Source organism: Persicimonas caeni, from assembly GCF_006517175.1.
Lineage (GTDB): Bacteria > Myxococcota_A > Bradymonadia > Bradymonadales > Bradymonadaceae > Persicimonas > Persicimonas caeni.
The window spans coordinates 1,083,281-1,105,689 of record NZ_CP041186.1; the positions used below are offsets into that span (position 1 = coordinate 1,083,281).

A 22,409-nucleotide genomic window follows, 5' to 3' on the forward strand; every position below is an offset into this window, starting at 1 on the left:
CGAGTTGGGAAACTCTGCAGCACCGACCGCACGCTTAGCTGTGCTCCTTCTCGGCGATGACCACCAAGAAGCCGCCGAAATACTTGAGCAAGCTGTCACGCCCGACGAACTCGAGCTTTCGAAGCGCTCGGCCAACCAACGGTACTTTGTGAGCCGCGGCCGCAGGCGTGAAGATCCGAATGCCCGAGTAATCGAGCACCTTCAAATTCTCGGGCATGCGCCGACTCAGGTCGATGGCGTGGTCCCAACGCGTGTAGATGGCGCTCTCATCGGTCTTTTTCGAGATTTTGCCCGGCCCGGCAGCGCGCTTGGCCAGATAGCGCAGGCTGTAGGGGTTGTAGAACTCGAGCAGCAAATGGCCGCCGCGACGGGTCACCCGCGCCATCTCACGCAGGGCGCGATCGATATCTTTGATGTGGGCGAGCACCTTGAAGCTGTAGACGACGTCGAAACTCTCATCGGCGAACGGCAAGTCGGTCACCGAGCCCTGGGCTACGTCGAGCCCACGAGCCACGGCCTGGTGCAGCATGCCTTTGCTGATATCGATGCCCACGGCGCGCTTGGCCCGCTGAGCGACCCGATCGAGGATCAACCCGGTGCCGCAGCCGACCTCGAGCACATCTTTGCCGCCCACGTAATCGGCGAGCAGGTCGACTTCGAGGTCGTCGATCATAGCGTGGTAGCCGCGGTCTCGCCCACGCTCGTACCATTCGGCAAATTCGTCGTAATAATCGCGGTTGGCTTTCTTCATTATGTGGAAGTCTCGAGGTCTTGGAGTCTGAGGCATCGAAACGGCTGTCGGCACGTGCCTGTCGAATCGCCGTTCGAGATGATAACGTGAGCGGTTGTACCAGATACCTGACACTGCAGGCAATTTGCGCTAATCTACGCGTTGTCAGGCCATTTTGAGAACCAGTCAACCCATCAATTTTGGAGTCGAGTGCATTGGTCGCACAGAGCGCCTCGCCCAACCCGAAGATTTTGGCAAATATCAATTGGTCGCCCGGCTGGCCCACGGCCGCATGGGGGGACTTCTACAGGCCAAGGTGCAGGAGGTAGAGGGGCCCGAGTAGGTTGCCGCTGCGTCGCACTTTTGGGCGACCAAATCACGCAACGCTTGAAGGTGATTGCCGCTCCACACCACTTCGCCGATAAACTCGCCGGGGTTGTGGCCTTGGCGCTTCAAGTAGGCGCGCGGCAGGAAGTTACCGGTGGTCGAGTTGCGGTCTGTGAAACAAAAGGTTTTTGCCCTCCAGGTCGGCCAACGAGCTTGACTTGGGAGTCCATGCGGGTTAGCAAGAGGGCGTCGCTCGACGTCGAGCCGCCGAACTGGCGAATGGCGAGCAGGCGGATCTTGGGCTCCGCTTTCTTGGTCTGCACGTACAGCAGGGGAGGCAAGATGGCGATGTCGTAGTCGCCGTTACGCACCCCCTTGGACAACTCCTCATAGCTGCTCGTGACTTCCATCGGCACCGGACGCCCGAGCTCTTTCTCCATATACGCTTGGATGGGCTGAATCTCCTTTTCGAGCACATCGGGCGTCGCGATCGGAGCCCAGCCGACGCGGATGGGATCGCCGATGAGAATGGGAGACGCCTTTTCCTCACCGAGCAGCTTTTGGCCCAGCTCACTTCCCTTGATTTGAGGCCAGAAGAAGAAAGCTGCGGCGATGACGCTTGCCACGGTCACGCCGGCGATCAACGCCAGCGTCTTGCCGTTCGAGTCATCAGCGGCGCGACCGCCGATGTTCGGCGGCGGGGCTCCCATATCGATGCTCTGCTCATCCATCGTCGCGGTCGTCCGCAGATCGGACTGGGCGCTTGGATGAGAGCCGGACTGCGAGTGGGAGTCTCCTGCGTCGAACGCCCGCACCCCGGAGGGGAGGCTGCCGCTTCCCGACGGCGAGCGGCGCAACTCGGGGAATGAACCACTGTCAGCAGGACGATCGACGACCGTGGCGATATGATCTTGGCCCTGTCGCTGGGAGCCGCTGACTGCCGAGCGCGAGTCCGAGCCCGTCACGTGAATCAGGTTGCGCTTTTCGTTCGAGGTCAGGGAGCGCTCCAGGGCGTCGTGCATCGTCGCCTGACGCTCGGCCAACTCCTCGCCGGCGATCTTTTCGAGAAACTCCGCCAGAACGTCTTCGCCGAACGCAAGCCCGCTGGCACGTGCGGCTTGGATAAGCGCACGGCGCATCTGCTCGGCGGTCTGATAGCGTTGGTCGCGATCTTTGACCAAGGCCTTGAGCACCACGCGATCGACCACATCGGGCACCGCGGGATTGTAGGTGCTCGGAGGCTCGGGTTGCTCTTGGACGACCGCCCGCATCATGTCGAGATCTTTTTCGCGCTTGAAGAGGCGACGATCGGTCAGCGCCTCCCACAGCACGATGCCGAGTGCAAAGATGTCCGCTCGCCGGTCGAGCTTCAGCCCCTTGCACTGTTCGGGAGACATGTAGGCGAATTTGCCTTTGAGGTGACCGGAGTGAGTCGCCTCGACGCCCTGGGATGCCTTGGCCACGCCAAAGTCGAGTACTTTGACGAATCCTTCGGTGGTGCACATCAGGTTGTGCGGGGAGACGTCTCGGTGAATGAGCTCGAGGGGGCTGCCCTCCAAGTCACGAAGCTCGTGGGCAGCGTGCAGGCCTCGACAAGCTTGGTCGACGACTGACAGAGCCACCTGCACCGGCAGGGAGGTGCCGTCGCGCTCGGCGAGCACCTGCATTTCACGCACCGTGCTGCCGTGGATATACTCCATGGCAATATAGTAGTCGCCATTCTCTTCGCCGAGCTCGAAGATTTGGACGACATTGGGGTGGTTGAGTCTGGCGATGATCCTTGCTTCCCGAAGGAACATGTCGATAAAGGAAGGATCGTCGGCCAGATGAGGCAGGATGCGCTTGATGACGACGAGGCGCTCCAGGCCGGCAAGGCCACGCTCGCGGGCAAGAAACAGCTCGGCCATGCCCCCGGTGGCCAGTTTGGTCACCAGTTCGTACTTGCCAAGCATCACGGGAGCTGTATTCGTGTCAGACACGCACGCCTCGGTGTCGTTCGCGGCTCCAGAGCAGTCGAGTTGCAGAGAGTCTCATGGCCATCGTAGTCGGAATTGGCTCGTTCGCAAAGTATCCTCATGTTACAACGGAATCGCTATGAAAGGATTTCATCGATCGTGGTGTTGAGTCTCGCTGTGAGCCTGAGTCTGGGCGCACTTGCGGGGTGCAAAGCCGAAGAATGTCGCCAGATGTCTCGCTGTTGCGAGGCGATCAAAGATGAGGAAGGAGTCGGCAGCGCCTGCGGCGAGATTGCTCAAGGCGTCAAAGACCCGGATACCTGCCGCACCATCCTGCGTACGGTCGAGGCGATGTACGAAGATCGCGAAGAAGATCTGCCGAAGGCGTGCCAGTAGGTTGGGCGCACCTCTTTTGTCGTCTTGTTTTTTGTCGTCTTGGAAGTGAGTCAACGATGTCTCAGGACGCCCTCAAAGCCGTCGACGTGCTCCAAGAAGTGTTGGCCGCGCAGCCTTGGCAGCCAACCGAAGATCCCGCTGTCGAGGGGCGCGGGCTGCGTGTGCGCGTGCACCTCGACGATCAGCGATCAGCATTGCTGTACGTGTGGGACGAAGCACTGCTCGCCAAGCGGGCGGCGTGGGCTCATCGCCCCGAGCGTGCGGGGATGCTCTTTGCGGTGCCGGAGCTGATCGAATCCGGTCTAAAGTGGTGTCTCGTCGACGACGTCGACGGCATGCCGCTGACGACTTATCTCGAAAGGGAAGGGGTGGGTTCGGTGACCGAACTCGACGCGGAGCGAGCTCGGGGGTTGGCGCGTGAAGCTGGCGAGCTCGCGCGGAAGCTCCACGAGATCGAGGTTCCGCGCGAGTATGGCGACATGGTCGATCCCGATCGAGACGGCCATATTGGCCGCTGGAACACTTTCAACGGCTATATCGCTCACCGCCTCGAGCATTTCGCCGAGCAAATTCGCCATCGCGACCTCGACGAAGAGGTTCGGAGCCAGCTTCTGGCAACGATAGGAGACCTACGCGCGGAGCTTGCGGCATTTCACCCGCGCCACGCGCCCAGCCTCAACCACGGTGCCTTCGGCCCGCAGCACTTTTGGGTCGACGAGACAGGCCGTACGATCACCGCACTGACCGGATTCGACGGAGCGCGACTCCTCCCCCCCGAGGCCGATCTCGCCCGCCTGTTGTGGCTCGACGGCCTGGCTTGTGATGATGGATTGGTGCGCTCGTTCTACGCCGGATACGGTGCCGCCCGCACGATGGATCTGCAGCGCCGCGAGCGCTTCTACCGGCGCGTTGCCGCGCTCGAGGCGCTCGTCGAGTCGACGGGTCGGCGTAACTTGACGGACGCCGAGTTGGTGGCTCTCTCCTCGCCCTGATGCTCAATCGGAAAACTTACAGGTTCCTGGTCCACTTGCCTTCGTGATGCCATCGGCCGCGATGTGGAGGAGTACTTGCCCTCCCTTCGGGTGGTGGAGGCGAAGATGGTTGGTCCTCGGGTCATACGTCGCCGTTGCTGGTTCGTTGTAGTTGGTGTGCAACTCGAGCGCGCAGCGCGCGCGCCGTATCCTTCGGGGCACCTCGTCGTCAGCGTTCGAATAGAGCGTGGACGATGGTCGCTGGCCCGGGGGTGCTCGACCGAGTCACGGTAAACCAAGTGTTGGGTGTGTTCGCACGCGCGAAGACTACTGGATCGTTCTCATTGACGGGGCGCAGGCGCTGCAGCTTTCCGGGATCCGATGCATCCGCGACTGCCACTTGCTCATCGTGGAACGGGAGAGCGAAGACGAGTCCTTTTTCAAGGCCCACCACGGCGGTGCGTGCGTGGTAGGATCGAGGTGCCGGGCGAATCTCCTCCCTGTCGATGCACGCCAAGACCTCAACCTTGACGGGCCACGGTCTGCACCACGGTCTTTCCGGGCGCTCTCCCACGGATCTCCTCGAGGTGGGCCGAGTTGTCGCAGCCCTAAAAGATACGCATCTCGGTTGAGGGCGTGCATTGACTCGTTTCCGAGCAGCAAACCGTCCTACGGTGCCTCGGGCTCGGTAGTCGACGCCGCCGGATGGCGTGCTCGTATCGAAGAGGTGCAGATAGGTCTCGTCGGCGTCTGACGTGTAGGGATCGCTCGCCCAGGCCGCCAGCAGGGAGCTTCCCCACGACACTAGCTTCCAATTTCCTCCCAGAAATCCCTGCCTGGAGGTACTTCGCCCCGTGCGCAGGTCGATTGCATTCAGGATCAGCAGACTGGCATGTTTGACGCGGAGGGGCGCAGTGGATGGGCCGGGAAGGGCGATATCCTTGCAGCCGAGACGTTCGTGCTGCAGCTTGCCGCTACGTCGCGATTGGAGCACAGGAAGGGTCAACTGGCGATACTCATCGGCATTCTCACCCCAGTACGTGTCGAGCCACGCCTTGCGACGCTCGGCGCGCTGCTCGTAAGTCAGTCTCTTCTCTTTCTCGGTCGACAGCTTTCGTTTCTCATTGGCCGAGAGCTTTCGAAGTCGACCCTCAATCGGGGTGCTCGATGCGAACAGGAGGTGCCCGTCGCGCACATCGGCCCACGTTATGCGGCCCGGAGTCTCGACATGCGCGACCTGCCGAGCGTGGGTAGGAGACTCGAGTCGCAACAGATCGATACGGGAGCGAAAGGTCTGCCACCAGGGCCGCCCTGGCTTGTAGGACGTACGCTCGACATTCACGAGCACCAGGTAATGGTGATCGCGGGTGAACGAACCCAACCAAGAGCCGACGAGCGAGTACGGCGCCGTCCAGATGCTGACTTTGTCGGTTTGCTGCGCTCCCGTCTCTTCTGACTCGAGAACAATGCTCGAACCGTCAATGCCGTAGGGTCGGTCGGCGACGACAGTTTGGGATACACCTGCGAACGGCCACAGTGCGATGCTCGAGCTCTTCTCTGCGGATGTCGGCGGTTGCCAGGCGTCGTCCCGGCGGGGAGCGAGAAATGGGGCCGCCATCTGGGTGTCGGTGTGCCGGAGAATGAGGAGTTGCCCCCGACTCGGACGGTAGGGCCCGCTCAGCATTGTTAACGACCGAGCCGAGTGCACCGTCGACGACGATTGCCCCTCGGGGCCGTACGTGTGCGTCGATCAGGTGTGCAAGCGTGAAGGCTTCGACGCAGGCGACATCGGCAACGACTCCGGCGACCAAGATACTGGCGTGCCTGAGGACACCTTTGACGACGCCTCCGACGACGAGGGGCCCCCGAGCGTCGAGAGTGTCACGCCTGCAGCCGGCGCCACCGACGTCGCGACGGATACCACCATCGAGATCGTCTTCAGCGAGCCGATGGATCCCTTCACCATCAACTTCTACTCGATCGTGCTGCGCGACACGAATAACCGCGAAGTGGACATCACGGTCACCTACGACGCGGACGCACAAACCGCGACCGTGACGCCCCAGATCAATCTGCAGCCGGCTGCTTCCTATCGACTGCGGGTCGAGTCCCTCGCCCGAGACATGGCGGGCAACGGCCTGGACCCCGACTTCGAGGCGACCTTCTATACCGCCTACGACGAGCCGGCCGAGCATACGACCCTGGCGGAGACGTTCGCGCCGGTCATCTACCAGGGCATCGCCGATTCCCAGGACAGCGGACCCAACGGCGATATCCCGACGCTGCTCGACTTCGACGACAACCTGTCGGCGGCCGACAACGGCGCCAACTCGCGCCGAAGCGGCACCACGACCGAGGCCCACGTCTATTATCACGTGACCGAGTCGGCTCAGTACTACTTCCTGCACTACATCCTGTACTACCCGTCTCGACTCGACGTCGACGATCAGTCGCGCGCCGAGCACGATTTCGCCGGTGCGGTCTTCGTGGTCGACAAGTCCGACAACAGCCTGCTGTTGGTCGAAGGAGTCAGCTTGCTCGACTCCGGCGAGGTCACCTCGGCCTACAAGCCCGACGGCAGCCCCGTGTCGCTCCCCGGCGGCAATATCGGCAACATGACGCTGGCCAGCTTCGGCGCCGACAAGCTCGAAGACGGCACCCACTACCCGATGTACGTGCCCGGTGGCGTCCACGAGACGTGCAATTGGCATAAATCGGGCAGCAACTCGCGTTGTCTGCACAACCCGGGGCAGTTCCGCGGCACCGACGGCGGTGGCGTGGTGATGCGTCACGGCGACACCGCCCAGAGCTACGACGAGGCCACCGAAAACCAGGATTCGGGTCACCTGGAAATGACCTACAAGCTGGTTCCGCTGGCTTCGACCGTCTGGGCTTATCGCGGCAGCTACGGCAGCGGAGGGCTCTTCGAGATTCCGTTCATCTACGAGCCCACGGGCACCGATCGCCCCATCGGCTTCAATCCGCAGGACGCCCACGTGTTGCCGCGGCGACTGCAGAGCGGCGCCACCGAAAACTTCGGCCGCACGCCCTTTTTCTGGCTGCCGAGCCCCGGCGAAGACAATCACGGTCAGTGGCTCATGGACCCGGTGTACATCTTGCCCAACCGGTATAACTTCGGAGAGTCGGTCACGACCGAGTACTGCTACAACTTCTTTTTCGACATCGATAACCGCTCCAGCTCCATCGAGGGCTGCGGTGGCAACTAAGCTGAGCCAATTCATGTTCGATCGACGCCCCACAACGTTCGTCAGCGCGCTGTTCGCCGCGGCGCTCTTCGTGTTCGCCGGCTGCGCTTCGGAGCCGAAGCCCAAGCCCCAGAAGGTCGAAAAGGCACCGGCGCAAAAGAAGAAGGCCGTCCAAGTCAAAGAGCCCACGCCCGAGGAGTTGGCAAATAGCCCGTGCGGCAATCCTGACTGGGCCCAACTTCCTCCCGGCGCCGAGGACAAGGCGCCCTCGAAGGAAGCCCAACCGGCCGAAGAAGGCGCCGAGCCGGCAGATACGCCCCCGTCCGACGCGCAGCCTGCCGAAGAGGCTACCGGGGAAGGCGAACAGTCGAGCAAGGTCGAGCTGTACCCCAAAGATCAGCCCTGCACCTGACAACATGAAACGATTTATCACCGTCGAAGAGGCGCGCCAGCAGATCCTGGAGCGCCTTCCTCGTTTGTCCACCGAGCGCATTTTCCTCTCGCAGGCGCTCGGGCGCATCCTCGCCGAGTCCGTCGAGGCGCCGACCGACTCTCCACGCTTCGATAACTCGGCGCGCGATGGCTACGCGCTGCGCTTCGACGATCTCGAAGGAGACCGCCCTACTCTGTCGGTCATCGGCACCGCCGCAGCCGGCACGATCAGCGATCTGCACGTCGAGCCGGGTACGGCCGCGCGCATCATGACTGGCGCTGTGGTCCCCGAAGGCGCCGACACCATCGTGATGCAGGAGTATTGCGAGGTCGACGAGGACGCCGGCACCGTCACTGTGCTCGAGGTTCCCGAAAAGGGTCGGGGCGCATGGGTGCGCAAGGCCGGCGAGAATATGGCCGCAGGCGAAGCCGTGCTCGAGCCGGGCGCTCGCCTCGGCGCCCCCGAGGTGGGTCTGCTGGCGAGCTTCGGTCGCTCGGTCATCGAGGTCTCGCGCCGCCCCCGCGTCGCTATCGTGAGCACCGGCGATGAATTGGTCGAACTCGACCAAGAGCCTCAACCGGGCCAGATCATTAACAGCAACGCCTATATGCTCGAAGCCCTCGTTCACCAAGCAGGTGGTGAGGCGGTGGTCCTGCCACCGGCTGCCGACACTGAGGAGGCCGTGCGTGACACCTTCGAGCAAGCGTTGCAGTCGGCCGACATCGTGGTGAGCAGCGGCGGCGTGTCGGTCGGCGACTTCGACATCACCCGCGAAGTGGTCGACGAGCTGACCGGCGGCATGAACTTCTGGAAGATTCGCATGAAGCCGGGCAAGCCGCTCGCCTTCGGCACCGCCGACACCGACGGGCGAGATGTCCCGCTCATCGGCCTTCCGGGCAACCCGAACTCCTGCTTTGTCTGCTTCCACCAATTCGTGCGGCCGGCGCTGGCGGTCATGCAGGGCGTCGCCCGCGACGGCGTCGTCCCGAGGCGCCTCGACGCGATTCTAGCTGGCCCCGTGCAGACCACGCCCAAACGCCGTGTCTACCTGAGCGGCACATTGCGCGGCCGTGTGGGCGACAAACCGGAGTTTGTGCCCTTCGACAACCAAAACTCGGGCAACTTACGCCTCTTCTGTGGGGCGGAGGCGTTCGGCGTTTGCGAAGAAGGTGTGGCGAGGATGGAGGCCGGGGATGAGATCGCCGTCGAGTTGATTGAACTCTAGTCAGACGGAATTGGGATGATCGCTGGACGTCGAATGCCGAATCCGCTGCGTGACGTCGCTCTTTTCGTCGTGCTCGCGGCGCTTTCGACCGCTTGCGGCAATTCGCAGTCGTATCGTTCGTCCCCGCCCCTACCACCGATTGAAGTCTCGACACCATCGCTTTCGGCAGAGCAACGCGCAGCGTCGCAAGCCATGGCGCTGCGGCGAGCTCGGGGCTGCGACGATGTGGCCCGGGCACTCGCCAATATCGACGCCGAACAAATGCTGAGCGGGCCCTACCGTCCGAGTCGGGGGCAACTCCTCATTCTCCGGCACACCGACACCCAGATGGCGGCCCCATTTCTCGCTCCCCGCCGGGACGACGCCTGGCAACCGCCGACATCCGCAGAGAAGAGCTCGAGCATCGCACTGTGGCCGTTCGCAGGTGTATCCCAAACTGTCGTCGCCGACCGACCCTACGGCATTGACGGTTCGAGCATTGTTCTCGAGTCAGAAGAGACGGGAGCGCAGCAAACCGACAAAGTCAGCATCTGGACGGCGCCGTACTCGCTCGTCGGCTCTTGGTTGGGTTCGTTCACCCGCGATCACCATTACCTGGTGCTCGTGAATGTCGAGCGTACGTCCTACAAGCCAGGGCGGCCCTGGTGGCAGACCTTTCGCTCCCGTATCGATCTGTTGCGACTCGAGTCTCCTACCCACGCTCGGCAGGTCGCGCATGTCGAGACTCCGGGCCGCATAACGTGGGCCGATGTGCGCGACGGGCACCTCCTGTTCGCATCGAGCACCCCGATTGAGGGTCGACTTCGAAAGCTCTCGGCCAATGAGAAACGAAAGCTGTCGACCGAGAAAGAGAAGAGACTGACTTACGAGCAGCGCGCCGAGCGTCGCAAGGCGTGGCTCGACACGTACTGGGGTGAGAATGCCGATGAGTATCGCCAGTTGACCCTTCCTGTGCTCCAATCGCGACGTAGCGGCAAGCTGCAGCACGAACGTCTCGGCTGCAAGGATATCGCCCTTCCCGGCCCATCCACTGCGCCCCTCCGCGTCAAACATGCCAGTCTGCTGATCCTGAATGCAATCGACCTGCGCACGGGGCGAAGTACCTCCAGGCAGGGATTTCTGGGAGGAAATTGGAAGCTAGTGTCGTGGGGAAGCTCCCTGCTGGCGGCCTGGGCGAGCGATCCCTACACGTCAGACGCCGACGAGACCTATCTGCACCTCTTCGATACGAGCACGCCATCCGGCGGCGTCGACTACCGAGCCCGAGGCACCGTAGACGGTTTGCTGCTCGGAAACGAGTCAATGCACGCCCTCAACCGAGATGCGTATCTTTTAGGGCTGCGACAACTCGGCCCACCTCGAGGAGATCCGTGGAGAGCGCCCGGAAAGACCGTGGTGCAGACCGTGGCCCGTCAAGGTGAGGTCTTGGCGTGCATCGACAGGGAGGAGATTCGCCCGGCACCTCGATCCTACCACGCACGCACCGCCGTGGTGGGCCTTGAAAAAGGACTCGTCTTCGCTCTCCCGTTCCACGATGAGCAAGTGGCAGTCGCGGATGCATCGGATCCCGGAAAGCTGCAGCGCCTGCGCCCCGTCAATGAGAACGATCCAGTAGTCTTCGCGCGTGCGAACACACCCAACACTTGGTTTACCGTGACTCGGTCGAGCACCCCCGGGCCAGCGACCATCGTCACGCTCTATTCGAACGCTGACGACGAGGTGCCCCGAAGGATACGGCGCGCGCGCTGCGCGCTCGAGTTGCACACCAACTACAACGAACCAGCAACGGCGACGTATGACCCGAGGACCAACCATCTTCGCCTCCACCACCCGAAGGGAGGGCAAGTACTCCTCCACATCGCGGCCGATGGCATCACGAAGGCAAGTGGACCAGGAACCTGTAAGTTTTCCGATTGAGCATCAGGGCGAGGAGAGAGCCACCAACTCGGCGTCCGTCAAGTTACGCCGACCCGTCGACTCGACGAGCGCCTCGAGCGCGGCAACGCGCCGGTAGAAGCGCTCGCGGCGCTGCAGATCCATCGTGCGGGCGGCACCGTATCCGGCGTAGAACGAGCGCACCAATCCATCATCACAAGCCAGGCCGTCGAGCCACAACAGGCGGGCGAGATCGGCCTCGGGGGGGAGGAGTCGCGCTCCGTCGAATCCGGTCAGTGCGGTGATCGTACGGCCTGTCTCGTCGACCCAAAAGTGCTGCGGGCCGAAGGCACCGTGGTTGAGGCTGGGCGCGTGGCGCGGGTGAAATGCCGCAAGCTCCGCGCGTAGGTCTCCTATCGTTGCCAGAAGCTGGCTCCGAACCTCTTCGTCGAGGTCGCGATGGCGAATTTGCTCGGCGAAATGCTCGAGGCGGTGAGCGATATAGCCGTTGAAAGTGTTCCAGCGGCCAATATGGCCGTCTCGATCGGGATCGACCATGTCGCCATACTCGCGCGGAACCTCGATCTCGTGGAGCTTCCGCGCGAGCTCGCCAGCTTCACGCGCCAACCCCCGAGCTCGCTCCGCGTCGAGTTCGGTCACCGAACCCACCCCTTCCCTTTCGAGATAAGTCGTCAGCGGCATGCCGTCGACGTCGTCGACGAGACACCACTTTAGACCGGATTCGATCAGCTCCGGCACCGCAAAGAGCATCCCCGCACGCTCGGGGCGATGAGCCCACGCCGCCCGCTTGGCGAGCAGTGCTTCGTCCCACACGTACAGCAATGCTGATCGCTGATCGTCGAGGTGCACGCGCACACGCAGCCCGCGCCCCTCGACAGCGGGATCTTCGGTTGGCTGCCAAGGCTGCGCGGCCAACACTTCTTGGAGCACGTCGACGGCTTTGAGGGCGTCCTGAGACATCGTTGACTCACTTCCAAGACGACAAAAAACAAGACGACAAAAGAGGTGCGCCCAACCTACTGGCACGCCTTCGGCAGATCTTCTTCGCGATCTTCGTACATCGCCTCGACCGTACGCAGGATGGTGCGGCAGGTATCCGGGTCTTTGACGCCTTGAGCAATCTCGCCGCAGGCGCTGCCGACTCCTTCCTCATCTTTGATCGCCTCGCAACAGCGAGACATCTGGCGACATTCTTCGGCTTTGCACCCCGCAAGTGCGCCCAGACTCAGGCTCACAGCGAGACTCAACACCACGATCGATGAAATCCTTTTCATAGCGATTCCGTTGTAACATGAGGATACTTTGCGAACGAGCCAATTCCGACTACGATGGCCATGAGACTCTCTGCAACTCGACTGCTCTGGAGCCGCGAACGACACCGAGGCGTGCGTGTCTGACACGAATACAGCTCCCGTGATGCTTGGCAAGTACGAACTGGTGACCAAACTGGCCACCGGGGGCATGGCCGAGCTGTTTCTTGCCCGCGAGCGTGGCCTTGCCGGCCTGGAGCGCCTCGTCGTCATCAAGCGCATCCTGCCTCATCTGGCCGACGATCCTTCCTTTATCGACATGTTCCTTCGGGAAGCAAGGATCATCGCCAGACTCAACCACCCCAATGTCGTCCAAATCTTCGAGCTCGGCGAAGAGAATGGCGACTACTATATTGCCATGGAGTATATCCACGGCAGCACGGTGCGTGAAATGCAGGTGCTCGCCGAGCGCGACGGCACCTCCCTGCCGGTGCAGGTGGCTCTGTCAGTCGTCGACCAAGCTTGTCGAGGCCTGCACGCTGCCCACGAGCTTCGTGACTTGGAGGGCAGCCCCCTCGAGCTCATTCACCGAGACGTCTCCCCGCACAACCTGATGTGCACCACCGAAGGATTCGTCAAAGTACTCGACTTTGGCGTGGCCAAGGCATCCCAGGGCGTCGAGGCGACTCACTCCGGTCACCTCAAAGGCAAATTCGCCTACATGTCTCCCGAACAGTGCAAGGGGCTGAAGCTCGACCGGCGAGCGGACATCTTTGCACTCGGCATCGTGCTGTGGGAGGCGCTGACCGATCGTCGCCTCTTCAAGCGCGAAAAAGATCTCGACATGATGCGGGCGGTCGTCCAAGAGCAACCCGAGCCTCCGAGCACCTACAATCCCGCGGTGCCCGATGTGGTCGATCGCGTGGTGCTCAAGGCCTTGGTCAAAGATCGCGACCAACGCTATCAGACCGCCGAGCAGATGCGCCGTGCGCTTATCCAAGCCGCACGTGCCAGCGGGCTTGCGTTCGGCGAAGACGTTCTGGCGGAGTTTCTCGAAAAGATCGCCGGCGAGGAGTTGGCCGAGCGTCAGGCGACGATGCACGACGCCCTGGAGCGCTCCCTGACCTCGAACGAAAAGCGCAACCTGATTCACGTGACGGGCTCGGACTCGCGCTCGGCAGTCAGCGGCTCCCAGCGACAGGGCCAAGATCATATCGCCACGGTCGTCGATCGTCCTGCTGACAGTGGTTCATTCCCCGAGTTGCGCCGCTCGCCGTCGGGAAGCGGCAGCCTCCCCTCCGGGGTGCGGGCGTTCGACGCAGGAGACTCCCACTCGCAGTCCGGCTCTCATCCAAGCGCCCAGTCCGATCTGCGGACGACCGCGACGATGGATGAGCAGAGCATCGATATGGGAGCCCCGCCGCCGAACATCGGCGGTCGCGCCGCTGATGACTCGAACGGCAAGACGCTGGCGTTGATCGCCGGCGTGACCGTGGCAAGCGTCATCGCCGCAGCTTTCTTCTTCTGGCCTCAAATCAAGGGAAGTGAGCTGGGCCAAAAGCTGCTCGGTGAGGAAAAGGCGTCTCCCATTCTCATCGGCGATCCCATCCGCGTCGGCTGGGCTCCGATCGCGACGCCCGATGTGCTCGAAAAGGAGATTCAGCCCATCCAAGCGTATATGGAGAAAGAGCTCGGGCGTCCGGTGCCGATGGAAGTCACGAGCAGCTATGAGGAGTTGTCCAAGGGGGTGCGTAACGGCGACTACGACATCGCCATCTTGCCTCCCCTGCTGTACGTGCAGACCAAGAAAGCGGAGCCCAAGATCCGCCTGCTCGCCATTCGCCAGTTCGGCGGCTCGACGTCGAGCGACGCCCTCTTGCTAACCCGCATGGACTCCCAAGTCAGCTCGTTGGCCGACCTGGAGGGCAAAACCTTTTGTTTCACAGACCGCAACTCGACCACCGGTAACTTCCTGCCGCGCGCCTACTTGAAGCGCCAAGGCCACAACCCCGGCGAGTTTATCGGCGAAGTGGTGTGGAGCGGCAATCACCTTCAAGCGTTGCGTGATTTGGTCGCCCAAAAGTGCGACGCAGCGGCAACCTACTCGGGCTCGTTTCTGACCGCAGGAAAATTCGGCGTCCCGGTCGGAAAGATCCGCCAACTCGCGATCACGGGCCACGTGCCCCAAGATTCGGTGGTCGCAGCCCCGGACACCCCTGACTCCGTCGCCAAGGATCTGGAGCGTGTGCTGCTCGACTTCGATCCCAAAGAGGACGCCGGGGTCGAAACCGTCGGGGAAATCCTGCAGATCACCGGCTTTTCGGACGGCTCCGACGAGGCGTTCGATGATCTACGCGATGCGGTGGAAAATAACGACGAGCTGCCCGAACGTCTGGCGCCCAAGGAAGACGGCGCTCAAGCCGAAAAGGGTAAAGACTAAGCTCTAAAAATGCCCCGGGATCTTGTCGATGATCGCCGGCAGTACCCGGTCGGCGAATACCTCAACCAACTCCCCGTCGAGCTTCTTGGCTTCGGCCTCCGCTCGCAAAATCGCTACGCCCCGCTCGGGCGTGGCCGCCTTGCGGTACGGACGATCAGCTGCCGTCACCGCGTCGAAGATGTCGGCGATGGTGAGCATGCGTACCTGCGGAATGATCTCGTCGGCGTCTAGCCCCTGCGGGTACCCGCTGCCGTCGAGCTTTTCGTGGTGCGCACCGGCAATACAGGGTACTTGCTTGAGCTCGTCGCCCCACGGAATGCGTTCCAGGTAATCTTGGCTACGCTGGGCGTGGGAGCGCATATCTTCCCACTCCTGCTCGTTGAGTGTCCCCTTCTTGATGGTGAGGTTCTCGATCTCCTCGGCGGTCAAATACGGATGCCGCTGGCCACAGGGGCTGAGGAAGAAACGCTCGCCGAGCTTCTCGACCCGCTCGATCTTCTCGTCCTCCAGAAAGGGCGCCGCGGCCACCTCGTATAACCAGTTGAGCGTGCCGTCGAGCTCATCGCAGAAGGATTGATAGCGCGCTTCGAGCTGATGAAACTTGGTCGGAGGCATCGGCTCTCGGCTGTTGCCAAAATGGCCCCGGATCATGCGCTGGTACTCGAGGGCCTTGATGGTCTCGAAGCGTTGGCCAATCAGGTCGAGATGCAACTCGGGCAGCCGCTTTCCCTTGCGCAGCACGCTCTCACGCACCGCAATTTTGCCGAAGTCGTGCAACAGAGCAGCATAGCGTAGTTCTTTTAGTTCCGATCGCTGCAGATAGATGTCTTTGAGGCTGCCCACCTCGATCCCGTTGACCGCCTGGGCAAGTTCGAGGGTGTAGTCCGCCACCCGCTCGCTGTGGCCAGCGGTGGTGGGATCGCGAGCTTCGATCGCGTTGACGCTAGCAGCCACGAAGCTCTCGAACATCTCGACGATATTCTCCGAGAGCTTGGCGCGCTCGAGCGCGAACGCCACGTTGGAGGCAAAGACGCTAAAGAGGTTGAGATCTTGCTTCGAAAAGAGGCTTCCGAGTCCGCGCGTGTCGACCTGCATCACTCCCAGCAGGGAGCGCTGACCGATCAGCGGAGCGCACAGCGCCGCGGTGATTTGAGCGTCGAGGATCGATTGGCTGACGTTATTGCCCAGCGAGTCTTTGACGAAGAGCACGCTCTCGCGCGTTTCGATGACCTGACGCAAAATACTGGTGCTCAGGATCGGCTCTTCGCTCTCATCTTCGCTTCCGGGAAGTTCTCCGCGCACTCGCGAGACAAAGGGGCTCGTCTGGCTGACGTCTTCGGGGTCGTCGGCCAAGGTGATCGCGAAGAAATTCGCTGCCGGAAAGGCCTGGAAGACCGCATCGACGATCAGGTCGAGGATCTCGTCGAGCTTGGTTTGGCTGTTCAGTTCGCCGGCGAGGCGAAACAAGATGGCCAAGCGATCATCGCTGCTGGCGATGTCTCGGGGCAACGAGCGTACCCCGCTCATCGCGGTGGTGATCATCGTCTCGCGCGGCCCGGAGACCCCGGCGGCTTGTTGGTGGAGAATCTCTTCGGTGGGTCCCGAAACCTCGTCAATCTCGACTTTCTCGGTACGCAGCTCCTCTTCACCCGCGCCCAACTCGACGCGGATCAAGGTGCAGCCGACCTGGATCTCGGCGCCATCAGCCAAGCGAACCTTGCGCGCCGAATCGTGGTCTTGCAAATGCAACGAGACGTCGTCGACCAACACCAGCGAGCCATGCCGACTCTTCAGGTCGCGATAGATCAGCTGACCACCTTCGAAACAGAGCTCGCCGTGCTCGTTGGAGACAAATCCATCCGACAACATGAACTCATTGCGAGAGCCGCGGCCCACGCCGACTCGCTCCCGGTGCGTAAACGAGCGGCTCATCCCAGCGTCAGGGCCGCTCAGCACGGTCATCTTGACGACTTGCCGCTCCCCAGTTGTTACGTGCGTGTCTGTCATGCTCATGGTTGGATCGGGGGTGCTACAGGAGCGGTAGTCTAACACACGGCCTTATGCGTCGCCATGGAGAGAGCAACTTCGATGCTCGACAACAGCCTGTGGGCACACTAACGGGGCCCACGTCACGGGCACTCGCCCCGATTTCTTGTAGTGCGTCGTAGTTTTCGCACAATAGAAGGACGGGCTGATAACATGCGAGCCTGTCAGATGTTCACCGCGCCTGTCGGCGGAGATGTAATGAATCGTTTGCAGCAAAGGATGATACGCACCCGATTTGCCTTGGCAGCTATCGCAGCCACGATGCTGCTCGGCTGCGGCGGCGACGACAGCGGTACCAATGAGGGGCACAACGTCGCCAATAACACAGTCGAAGACGCCGGCACAGGCGACATCCGCGATGCGTCCTCGGATGCGACCAGCTATGATACGTCCGGGGGCGACACGGCTGCTGATGCCGCCGAGCCGAGCCGGTACGAGCCGTCGCTGAGCGATCTTGGAGCGCCCCCGGCGAACTGTACGACGTCTGTGGTTAATTCGACAACGAACGCCACGGAAACGCGCGCGCGCCTCTTTGTACCCAGCTACAGAATCGACTTCGACGCCCTCTCTTCCCATCGAGCTTTTCGAGAGCATATCCACGAGATGGTTCACGAAAAGGTGCTGCCTTGCCGCGCCGAGGCCAGCCCGAACGTGGTCGTATTTCCCGAGTCGATGGGCCTGCCGATGTGGCTCATCGGCGACAAAGCCTCCGCGGCACGTGGGTTTTCCGAGTCGACCCAGGCGCTGACCGCGATGGTCGGCCAAGTCCAACAAGCTTATACCTATTACGGCGAAAAGTTTCCCGACACCTCCATCACCTCGCGCTTTGTGCTGGCGATGACCGATCCGGTCGTGCGCGCCACCTACGATACGTTCGGCCGCATCGCCGACCGCTACGACCTGTATGTATCGGTGACCGTGGATTTGCCCGACTTCCAAAAGACCACCGACGCGTCGGTGGTGAGCCGCCTGGCCGACCCGGACTTCGACACCCACGACTACGCCTACGAGGCTACGAGCCCCAAAGTCCATAATCGCCAGATCCTCTTCGGGCCCGACGGCGAAGTGGTCGACGAGACGCTCAAGACGTACGTGACGGCGATGGAACTCGACCAACTCGCCTTGGCCGCAGGCGACTTCACCGACATCCACCCCATGCAGACCCCATGGGGGAGAACGGGCGTCGTTATCTCCAAGCCCGCCTGGATGCCCGACGTGCAGGACCGCCTCGACGATCTGGGGGCCGAGGTGATCTTCCAGCCCGAAGCCTTCTTCGGCGGCTGGGTCCCCCCGCTCCCGCCGGACACTCCCGAAGAGCAGGTTCGCTGGGAACCCGACTTATTCATGCTCGGCGGATGGAACCTGGTGCAGCGAGCGCCGCGCGCGACCCACAATTTCGTGTCCCAATTGACCGGCAACTTCTTCGAGATGACCAGCGATGCTCAGGTCCAGATCATCGAGAAGGCCGCGCGAGCGTCAGGCTCCGGCGAATTCGTCGGTCAACGTGGCCCACTTTCAGGCAATACTTTCATCGGACCCTGGGTCGTCGAGGACCCCGGCCTGTCCGAGCCCAACCTGACGCTCGCCCAGCGGCGCGAGCGCCTGCGCGACGTGGGGGCAAAACTCTTGCCCGGCTCCGGGGATCCTCTCGAGGGCGAGTACGTCCAGGGCATGTGGGCCGCCGACTTGAGCGGCCCGGCCACCACCGAGCCGGTCGAGGTGCAGACCCACCCGCAGCTCGCCGTCGTCGAAGGCGCCACCTACGTGGTGAGCAGCCGAGGGGCCGTCGGAGAGCGCACGATCGCCGTCGAGATTTTCGAAGGTGGCAGCCTCACAGGCTCGTTCGAGCAGGCCACGTCGGGCTACGACGTCATTCGTCCAGCCATCGCCACGGATGGCACAAAGCTGCATATTGTCGCCGAATTGGTCGGCAAGGACGAAAACCGCCTGCTGTACACGAGCTTCGATCCGGCACAGCGAGCCTTCGTCGACAGCGGCAAGCTCATCGATACGAATCTCGTCGGTGAATGGGCGTTTCATCCGTCGATCGCCGTGGTCGACACCGTGTTGCACATGAGCTGGATCAAGCGTGTCGGCAATGCCAACCGCGCATTCTACGCCCAGACAAGCCTTGCCGAGCCCTTCGCCAACTTGGCGGTCAACGCCGAGCTCGAGCCGCGCCCGGACAACCGCGCCGAACTCGAAGCTAACCAGTGGGACGCGCGTGTCGCCGTCGACGCACAGGCAATTGCGGTGACATGGATCGACTTCAAGAACTGGCAATGGGAAGTCATGGTATCTGTGAGCACCGACGGTGGGCTCGGCTGGTCCGAGCCGGTGCGTGTCGATGCTGTGCCCGACGGTGTCGAAGCGCTCAGCTCCACGCCGGCGATCACCTCTCTTGGGGGGGGCGAGTTTATGATCGCCTGGACTGACGCACGCGCGACCCGTCCGAACACCCGCATTGCAACTCGCACCATTTCAGTAGCCGGCGATGCAATGCTGAGCATGGGAGCGCCACAACGCCTCGGCGAAGCAGCTCCGTTCGACCAGTGGATGTGGCGCCCTGCCTTCGTCGAGACGGCCAATGGACCTGCCGTGGTCTACGAAACACTTGTGGACAACGCCTGGTCCATCGAACTCGTCGAGTTCGACGCCGACGGTACCGCCGAAGCCCCCATGGCCCTTGTGGACGCAACACAAACCGCCAAGCACTTCGCCGCCGCGCAGGCAACCAATGAGGGCTTCCAGGTGGTATTCGAAGAGGTCGGTCCGGCGGAACGGGGCGCCTCGGACGTCGTCCTGCACGACGTTCTGCGCTAGAGAACTCGAAATAAGGGGGTGGGGGGCAGGCTCATGCCTGTTCGTATAGCGCGAGCACCTTTCGCATGGCCGCCGACATAGGAAGTCGCTCGAGCTCGTCACGCGAAACCCAGTCGACGGGCTGGTCGAACTCGGCGGCGCCCTCCGGTGGCTCCTCGGTGTCGAGGCGGCGTGCTTCGGCGCGAATGGTCATGCGGATATGCGAGAAATGGTGGACGAGCTCTCCGAGATCGTTGGGCTCACTCGTCTCGAGACCCGCAGTCGCCAGACACTGCTCGAGGTATGCGTCGACCGATGACGCCTTTCCATCCTCATCGACGACCGTCGGAAACTCCCACAATCCGCCGAGGAGGCCATCAGGCGGACGCTTGACGACCAGAAACCGCTCCGCACGCCCCGTTCCAAATACGACGACCGAGGTGCCGACGGTCATGGGACGTTGTCGCGTGCGCTTGGCCGTGGCGGGGTACTCGGTGGGCTCGCCCTCGGCAAAGGCGATGCAGTGTTCGCGTACCGGGCACAGCATACATGTGGGACTCTGAGGCGTGCAGATGGTCGCGCCGAGTTCCATCATCGCCTGGTTGAAATCGCCGGGCGCATCCGGATCGACCAGGTCGCCGGCGAGCGCCCAGTACAGCTTTTGATTGGCCGTTGCTTTCGGGTCGCCGCTGATAGCGCGCAAACGAGACAGAACCCGCTCGACATTTCCATCGACCACGGGCACGGGCTCATCAAAGGCGATGGATGCAATAGCGCCGGCGGTATACGGACCGATGCCCTTGAGCGATTTCAGCTGCTTGACGGTGCGTGGAACCTCGCCGCCCATCTCGTCGACGACGACGGCGGCCGACTCGTGCAGAAAGCGCGCGCGTCGGTAGTAGCCCAACCCTGCCCACAGCTCCATGACGTCTTCGCGCTCGGCACGAGCCAAGTCTTCCACGGTCGGAAATCGCTCCAACCAGCGGTGGTAGTAGTCGATGACCGTGGCCACCTGAGTCTGCTGGAGCATGATCTCCGAGACCCAAACGGCATAAGGGTCGCCGATATCGCGCCAAGGCAGCTCGCGCTTATGGTGCGCGTACCAACTGAGCAGCGCACGACGAAGGCTGTCGCACTCGTCGGCGCTGAATTGATGTTCGCTGGCTATTTCGGCGGTTCGAGACATAGAGGCGCGATTGACGTCGGCTTATTCTTGCTCTTGGCAGATACCGGGCGGGTCCGACGCTTCCTCACAACTCTCGCAGCCCAACGTGTCGTCGGAGAAGAATTGGCCCGACTCGCACAGGCACTCTTCGGCGCACTGGGCGACGGGACATCCGCGCTCGTCGTCCTCGATGAAGAACCCGCACCCGGGACGACAGTCCGGATCGGGAACCGCCGGGCACGCCGAGCACAACTCGTTGGCCTCGTCGAAGTACTCACCGGGGCGGCAATCCTCGGGCTGATCGGTTGCCTCACCGCATGCAAACAGCGCGGCAAACGCGATCAGCAACAAACAAGTCGCCGCGACACGCCATCTCACGAAATGTCGCCCTCGATGCTCCATGGCCTCAGTCCCTCGAACAGGTTGTCCAGCGACGCCGATGACCCATCGGCGCGGTGAATGTACGCAAGGTGTCCTATCAAAACTGGCAGCGAGCACACAAGCTTCCAGCCTCGAGCAGGAGCCTGCTCAGCTTGCCGGCTGCGCGGGACGGATTATCTTGTGTAGTAGCCGCCAAACTCGAACAAGTGGATAACTGATACTCCAAAATCGGCGATTCCACCGAGACAGCGCCCTCTTTCTTTGCTACAGTGAACTTTAGAAGCCATTTCGCATGTAGCAGATGATGTTTGAGGAGCGCCAACCGGCAGCTCTCGATCCAATGATCGCTTTCGCCAAGGAGATTGGCGTTGATTAATGGTATTGGCAAACGAGCGCACCGACATTTGGCCCCCTGGGCCGGGTTGATGGTGTGGATACTGGTCAGCCTCGTCACCTCGGTGGCCGTGGCCGAACAGTCTCCCAAATTGCTCAAACTGCGCGACAGTGACCGCAGCGCCAGCCGCGCCGATCATTTCGACCTGCCCTCGCCACACACGATTTCGGTGGGCGGGGAGTTGGCCGCGCCGTCACATCACGCCAAGATCTTGTCGGAGGTGGCTCGCCGTCCCGCGCCCCAGTGGCCGCAAACCGCGACACAGCCGATCAACCTGATCCCGCCGGTCCTCGTCATGCGTGACAACCGTACTGACGACGGCAATCAGTTGGCCTGGGGACTCGCCGGCACCGGCGCGTCCATCTTCACCGGCGCCCTGCTCTTCCACATCGAGTCGATGGCGCTCCAGAGCGAATACGAACAGTTGGCAGCCAGCGCCAGCGCGCGTCGCTACCGAGAAATCCGCAACCAGATCGACCAGACGCGCAAGTTCGTCACGGCACTGTACGCCGTAGGTGGCTCGATGGTCACCAGCGGTGTGGTACTCATGGCGACCGACAACCACGACGGTGGTGGACTGACCGCCAAACTCGTACCTCACTGGATGCACGGCAACCCCGCCGCGCGCTTGAAGGTCTCGTTCTGAGAATCTTCGCCCTCGCGACAGTGTTAGCCAATTGAAGGCTATTGCTCCCTTGCAAAGGTTATCTGTTTTTGGTTCTTGATACTTGGTTTGCCAGTGACGTACATCTTTGTTGAACCAAGACCCAAGACCTAAAAGCACTTCAACCT

The 22,409-nt window shown here is 62.1% G+C and carries 18 protein-coding genes; 9 read left to right on the forward strand and 9 right to left on the reverse strand.

The annotated features are described in order from the left end of the window. Positions 1-34: 34 nt before the first annotated feature. From FIV42_RS04100 to FIV42_RS04110, 3 genes are all read right to left on the reverse strand, one after another. A complete protein-coding gene (locus FIV42_RS04100; protein WP_141196446.1) occupies positions 35-751 on the reverse strand; it encodes a class I SAM-dependent methyltransferase in 717 nt (238 codons plus the stop codon). Between the two features lie 240 nt (positions 752-991). Then, complete coding sequence (locus FIV42_RS31375; RefSeq protein ID WP_390619647.1) at positions 992-1,201, reverse strand: hypothetical protein; 210 nt, start codon at positions 1,199-1,201, stop codon at positions 992-994. Further along, positions 1,183-3,036 carry a serine/threonine-protein kinase gene (locus FIV42_RS04110; RefSeq protein ID WP_141196447.1) on the reverse strand — a complete coding sequence of 618 codons (1,854 nt, stop codon included), beginning with the start codon at positions 3,034-3,036 and terminating at the stop codon, positions 1,183-1,185. The genes FIV42_RS31375 and FIV42_RS04110 overlap by 19 nt, the downstream gene beginning before the upstream one ends. Positions 3,037-3,243: 207 nt before the next feature. Between FIV42_RS04110 and FIV42_RS29980 the strand changes: the two genes are divergently transcribed. Together FIV42_RS29980 and FIV42_RS04115 are read left to right on the forward strand one after the other, a co-directional pair. Then, on the forward strand, positions 3,244-3,408 hold the full coding sequence (locus FIV42_RS29980; protein WP_168210392.1) for a hypothetical protein: 165 nt from the start codon (positions 3,244-3,246) through the stop codon (positions 3,406-3,408). Positions 3,409-3,464: 56 nt separating this feature from the next. Beyond that, positions 3,465-4,400 carry a phosphotransferase family protein gene (locus FIV42_RS04115; RefSeq protein ID WP_141196448.1) on the forward strand — a complete coding sequence of 312 codons (936 nt, stop codon included), beginning with the start codon at positions 3,465-3,467 and terminating at the stop codon, positions 4,398-4,400. 208 nt (positions 4,401-4,608) lie between these two features. Here the strand turns inward: FIV42_RS04115 and FIV42_RS04120 are convergent, their stop codons facing one another. After that, positions 4,609-5,997, reverse strand: coding sequence for a hypothetical protein (locus FIV42_RS04120; RefSeq protein ID WP_141196449.1), 1,389 nt, complete (start codon positions 5,995-5,997; stop codon positions 4,609-4,611). A gap of 121 nt (positions 5,998-6,118) precedes the next feature. On the opposite strand from FIV42_RS04120, the gene FIV42_RS04125 reads away from it, so the two are divergent. The 4 genes from FIV42_RS04125 to FIV42_RS04140 are packed head-to-tail and all read left to right on the forward strand — an operon-like array spanning position 6,119 to position 11,160. Next, entirely contained in the window at positions 6,119-7,606 is a 1,488-nt protein-coding gene (locus FIV42_RS04125; protein ID WP_168210393.1) for an Ig-like domain-containing protein, read from the forward strand. Between the two features lie 13 nt (positions 7,607-7,619). Continuing rightward, positions 7,620-7,997: a hypothetical protein gene (locus FIV42_RS04130; protein ID WP_141196451.1), complete on the forward strand. Its 378-nt coding sequence runs from the start codon at positions 7,620-7,622 to the stop codon at positions 7,995-7,997. Between the two features lie 4 nt (positions 7,998-8,001). Further along, entirely contained in the window at positions 8,002-9,243 is a 1,242-nt protein-coding gene (locus FIV42_RS04135) for a molybdopterin molybdotransferase MoeA (protein WP_141196452.1), read from the forward strand. A 33-nt stretch (positions 9,244-9,276) separates the two neighbouring features. Continuing rightward, positions 9,277-11,160 (forward strand): hypothetical protein, encoded by a 1,884-nt coding sequence (locus tag FIV42_RS04140; RefSeq protein ID WP_141196453.1) that lies wholly within the window; start codon positions 9,277-9,279, stop codon positions 11,158-11,160. Between the two features lie 3 nt (positions 11,161-11,163). On the opposite strand, the gene FIV42_RS04145 is transcribed toward FIV42_RS04140, so the two are convergent. Further along, a complete protein-coding gene (locus FIV42_RS04145) occupies positions 11,164-12,099 on the reverse strand; it encodes a phosphotransferase family protein (protein WP_141196448.1) in 936 nt (311 codons plus the stop codon). A 56-nt stretch (positions 12,100-12,155) separates the two neighbouring features. Next, positions 12,156-12,320, reverse strand: coding sequence for a hypothetical protein (locus FIV42_RS29985; protein WP_168210392.1), 165 nt, complete (start codon positions 12,318-12,320; stop codon positions 12,156-12,158). A gap of 208 nt (positions 12,321-12,528) precedes the next feature. Here FIV42_RS29985 and phnD point away from each other — a divergent pair, with 208 nt between their 5' ends. Further along, entirely contained in the window at positions 12,529-14,829 is a 2,301-nt protein-coding gene (phnD, locus tag FIV42_RS04150; protein ID WP_141196454.1) for a serine/threonine-protein kinase, read from the forward strand. A gap of 3 nt (positions 14,830-14,832) precedes the next feature. Here the strand turns inward: phnD and FIV42_RS04155 are convergent, their stop codons facing one another. After that, a complete protein-coding gene (locus tag FIV42_RS04155; RefSeq protein WP_141196455.1) occupies positions 14,833-16,842 on the reverse strand; it encodes an HD domain-containing phosphohydrolase in 2,010 nt (669 codons plus the stop codon). A 273-nt stretch (positions 16,843-17,115) separates the two neighbouring features. Here FIV42_RS04155 and FIV42_RS04160 point away from each other — a divergent pair, with 273 nt between their 5' ends. Next, positions 17,116-19,698, forward strand: coding sequence for a carbon-nitrogen hydrolase family protein (locus FIV42_RS04160; RefSeq protein ID WP_141196456.1), 2,583 nt, complete (start codon positions 17,116-17,118; stop codon positions 19,696-19,698). Positions 19,699-19,729: 31 nt separating this feature from the next. Here FIV42_RS04160 and mutY read toward each other — a convergent pair whose 3' ends face one another. Continuing rightward, entirely contained in the window at positions 19,730-20,863 is a 1,134-nt protein-coding gene (gene mutY, locus FIV42_RS04165; RefSeq protein WP_141196457.1) for an A/G-specific adenine glycosylase, read from the reverse strand. 21 nt (positions 20,864-20,884) lie between these two features. Further along, positions 20,885-21,220 (reverse strand): hypothetical protein, encoded by a 336-nt coding sequence (locus FIV42_RS04170; protein WP_141196458.1) that lies wholly within the window; start codon positions 21,218-21,220, stop codon positions 20,885-20,887. A 371-nt stretch (positions 21,221-21,591) separates the two neighbouring features. Here FIV42_RS04170 and FIV42_RS04175 point away from each other — a divergent pair, with 371 nt between their 5' ends. Then, positions 21,592-22,263 (forward strand): hypothetical protein, encoded by a 672-nt coding sequence (locus FIV42_RS04175; RefSeq protein ID WP_141196459.1) that lies wholly within the window; start codon positions 21,592-21,594, stop codon positions 22,261-22,263. The last annotated feature ends 146 nt before the right edge of the window (positions 22,264-22,409 follow it).

What these genes read in the sequence shown, in the direction of transcription:
- FIV42_RS04100 (WP_141196446.1), bottom strand. Translation starts at nt 751, where the DNA reads ATGAAGAAAGCCAACCGCGATTATTACGACGAATTTGCCGAATGGTAC.
- FIV42_RS29980 (WP_168210392.1), top strand. Translation starts at nt 3,244, where the DNA reads ATGTCTCGCTGTTGCGAGGCGATCAAAGATGAGGAAGGAGTCGGCAGC.
- FIV42_RS04115 (WP_141196448.1), top strand. Translation starts at nt 3,465, where the DNA reads ATGTCTCAGGACGCCCTCAAAGCCGTCGACGTGCTCCAAGAAGTGTTG.
- FIV42_RS04120 (WP_141196449.1), bottom strand. Translation starts at nt 5,997, where the DNA reads ATGGCGGCCCCATTTCTCGCTCCCCGCCGGGACGACGCCTGGCAACCG.
- FIV42_RS04130 (WP_141196451.1), top strand. Translation starts at nt 7,620, where the DNA reads ATGTTCGATCGACGCCCCACAACGTTCGTCAGCGCGCTGTTCGCCGCG.
- FIV42_RS04135 (WP_141196452.1), top strand. Translation starts at nt 8,002, where the DNA reads ATGAAACGATTTATCACCGTCGAAGAGGCGCGCCAGCAGATCCTGGAG.
- FIV42_RS04140 (WP_141196453.1), top strand. Translation starts at nt 9,277, where the DNA reads ATGCCGAATCCGCTGCGTGACGTCGCTCTTTTCGTCGTGCTCGCGGCG.
- FIV42_RS04145 (WP_141196448.1), bottom strand. Translation starts at nt 12,099, where the DNA reads ATGTCTCAGGACGCCCTCAAAGCCGTCGACGTGCTCCAAGAAGTGTTG.
- FIV42_RS29985 (WP_168210392.1), bottom strand. Translation starts at nt 12,320, where the DNA reads ATGTCTCGCTGTTGCGAGGCGATCAAAGATGAGGAAGGAGTCGGCAGC.
- FIV42_RS04155 (WP_141196455.1), bottom strand. Translation starts at nt 16,842, where the DNA reads ATGAGCATGACAGACACGCACGTAACAACTGGGGAGCGGCAAGTCGTC.
- mutY (WP_141196457.1), bottom strand. Translation starts at nt 20,863, where the DNA reads ATGTCTCGAACCGCCGAAATAGCCAGCGAACATCAATTCAGCGCCGAC.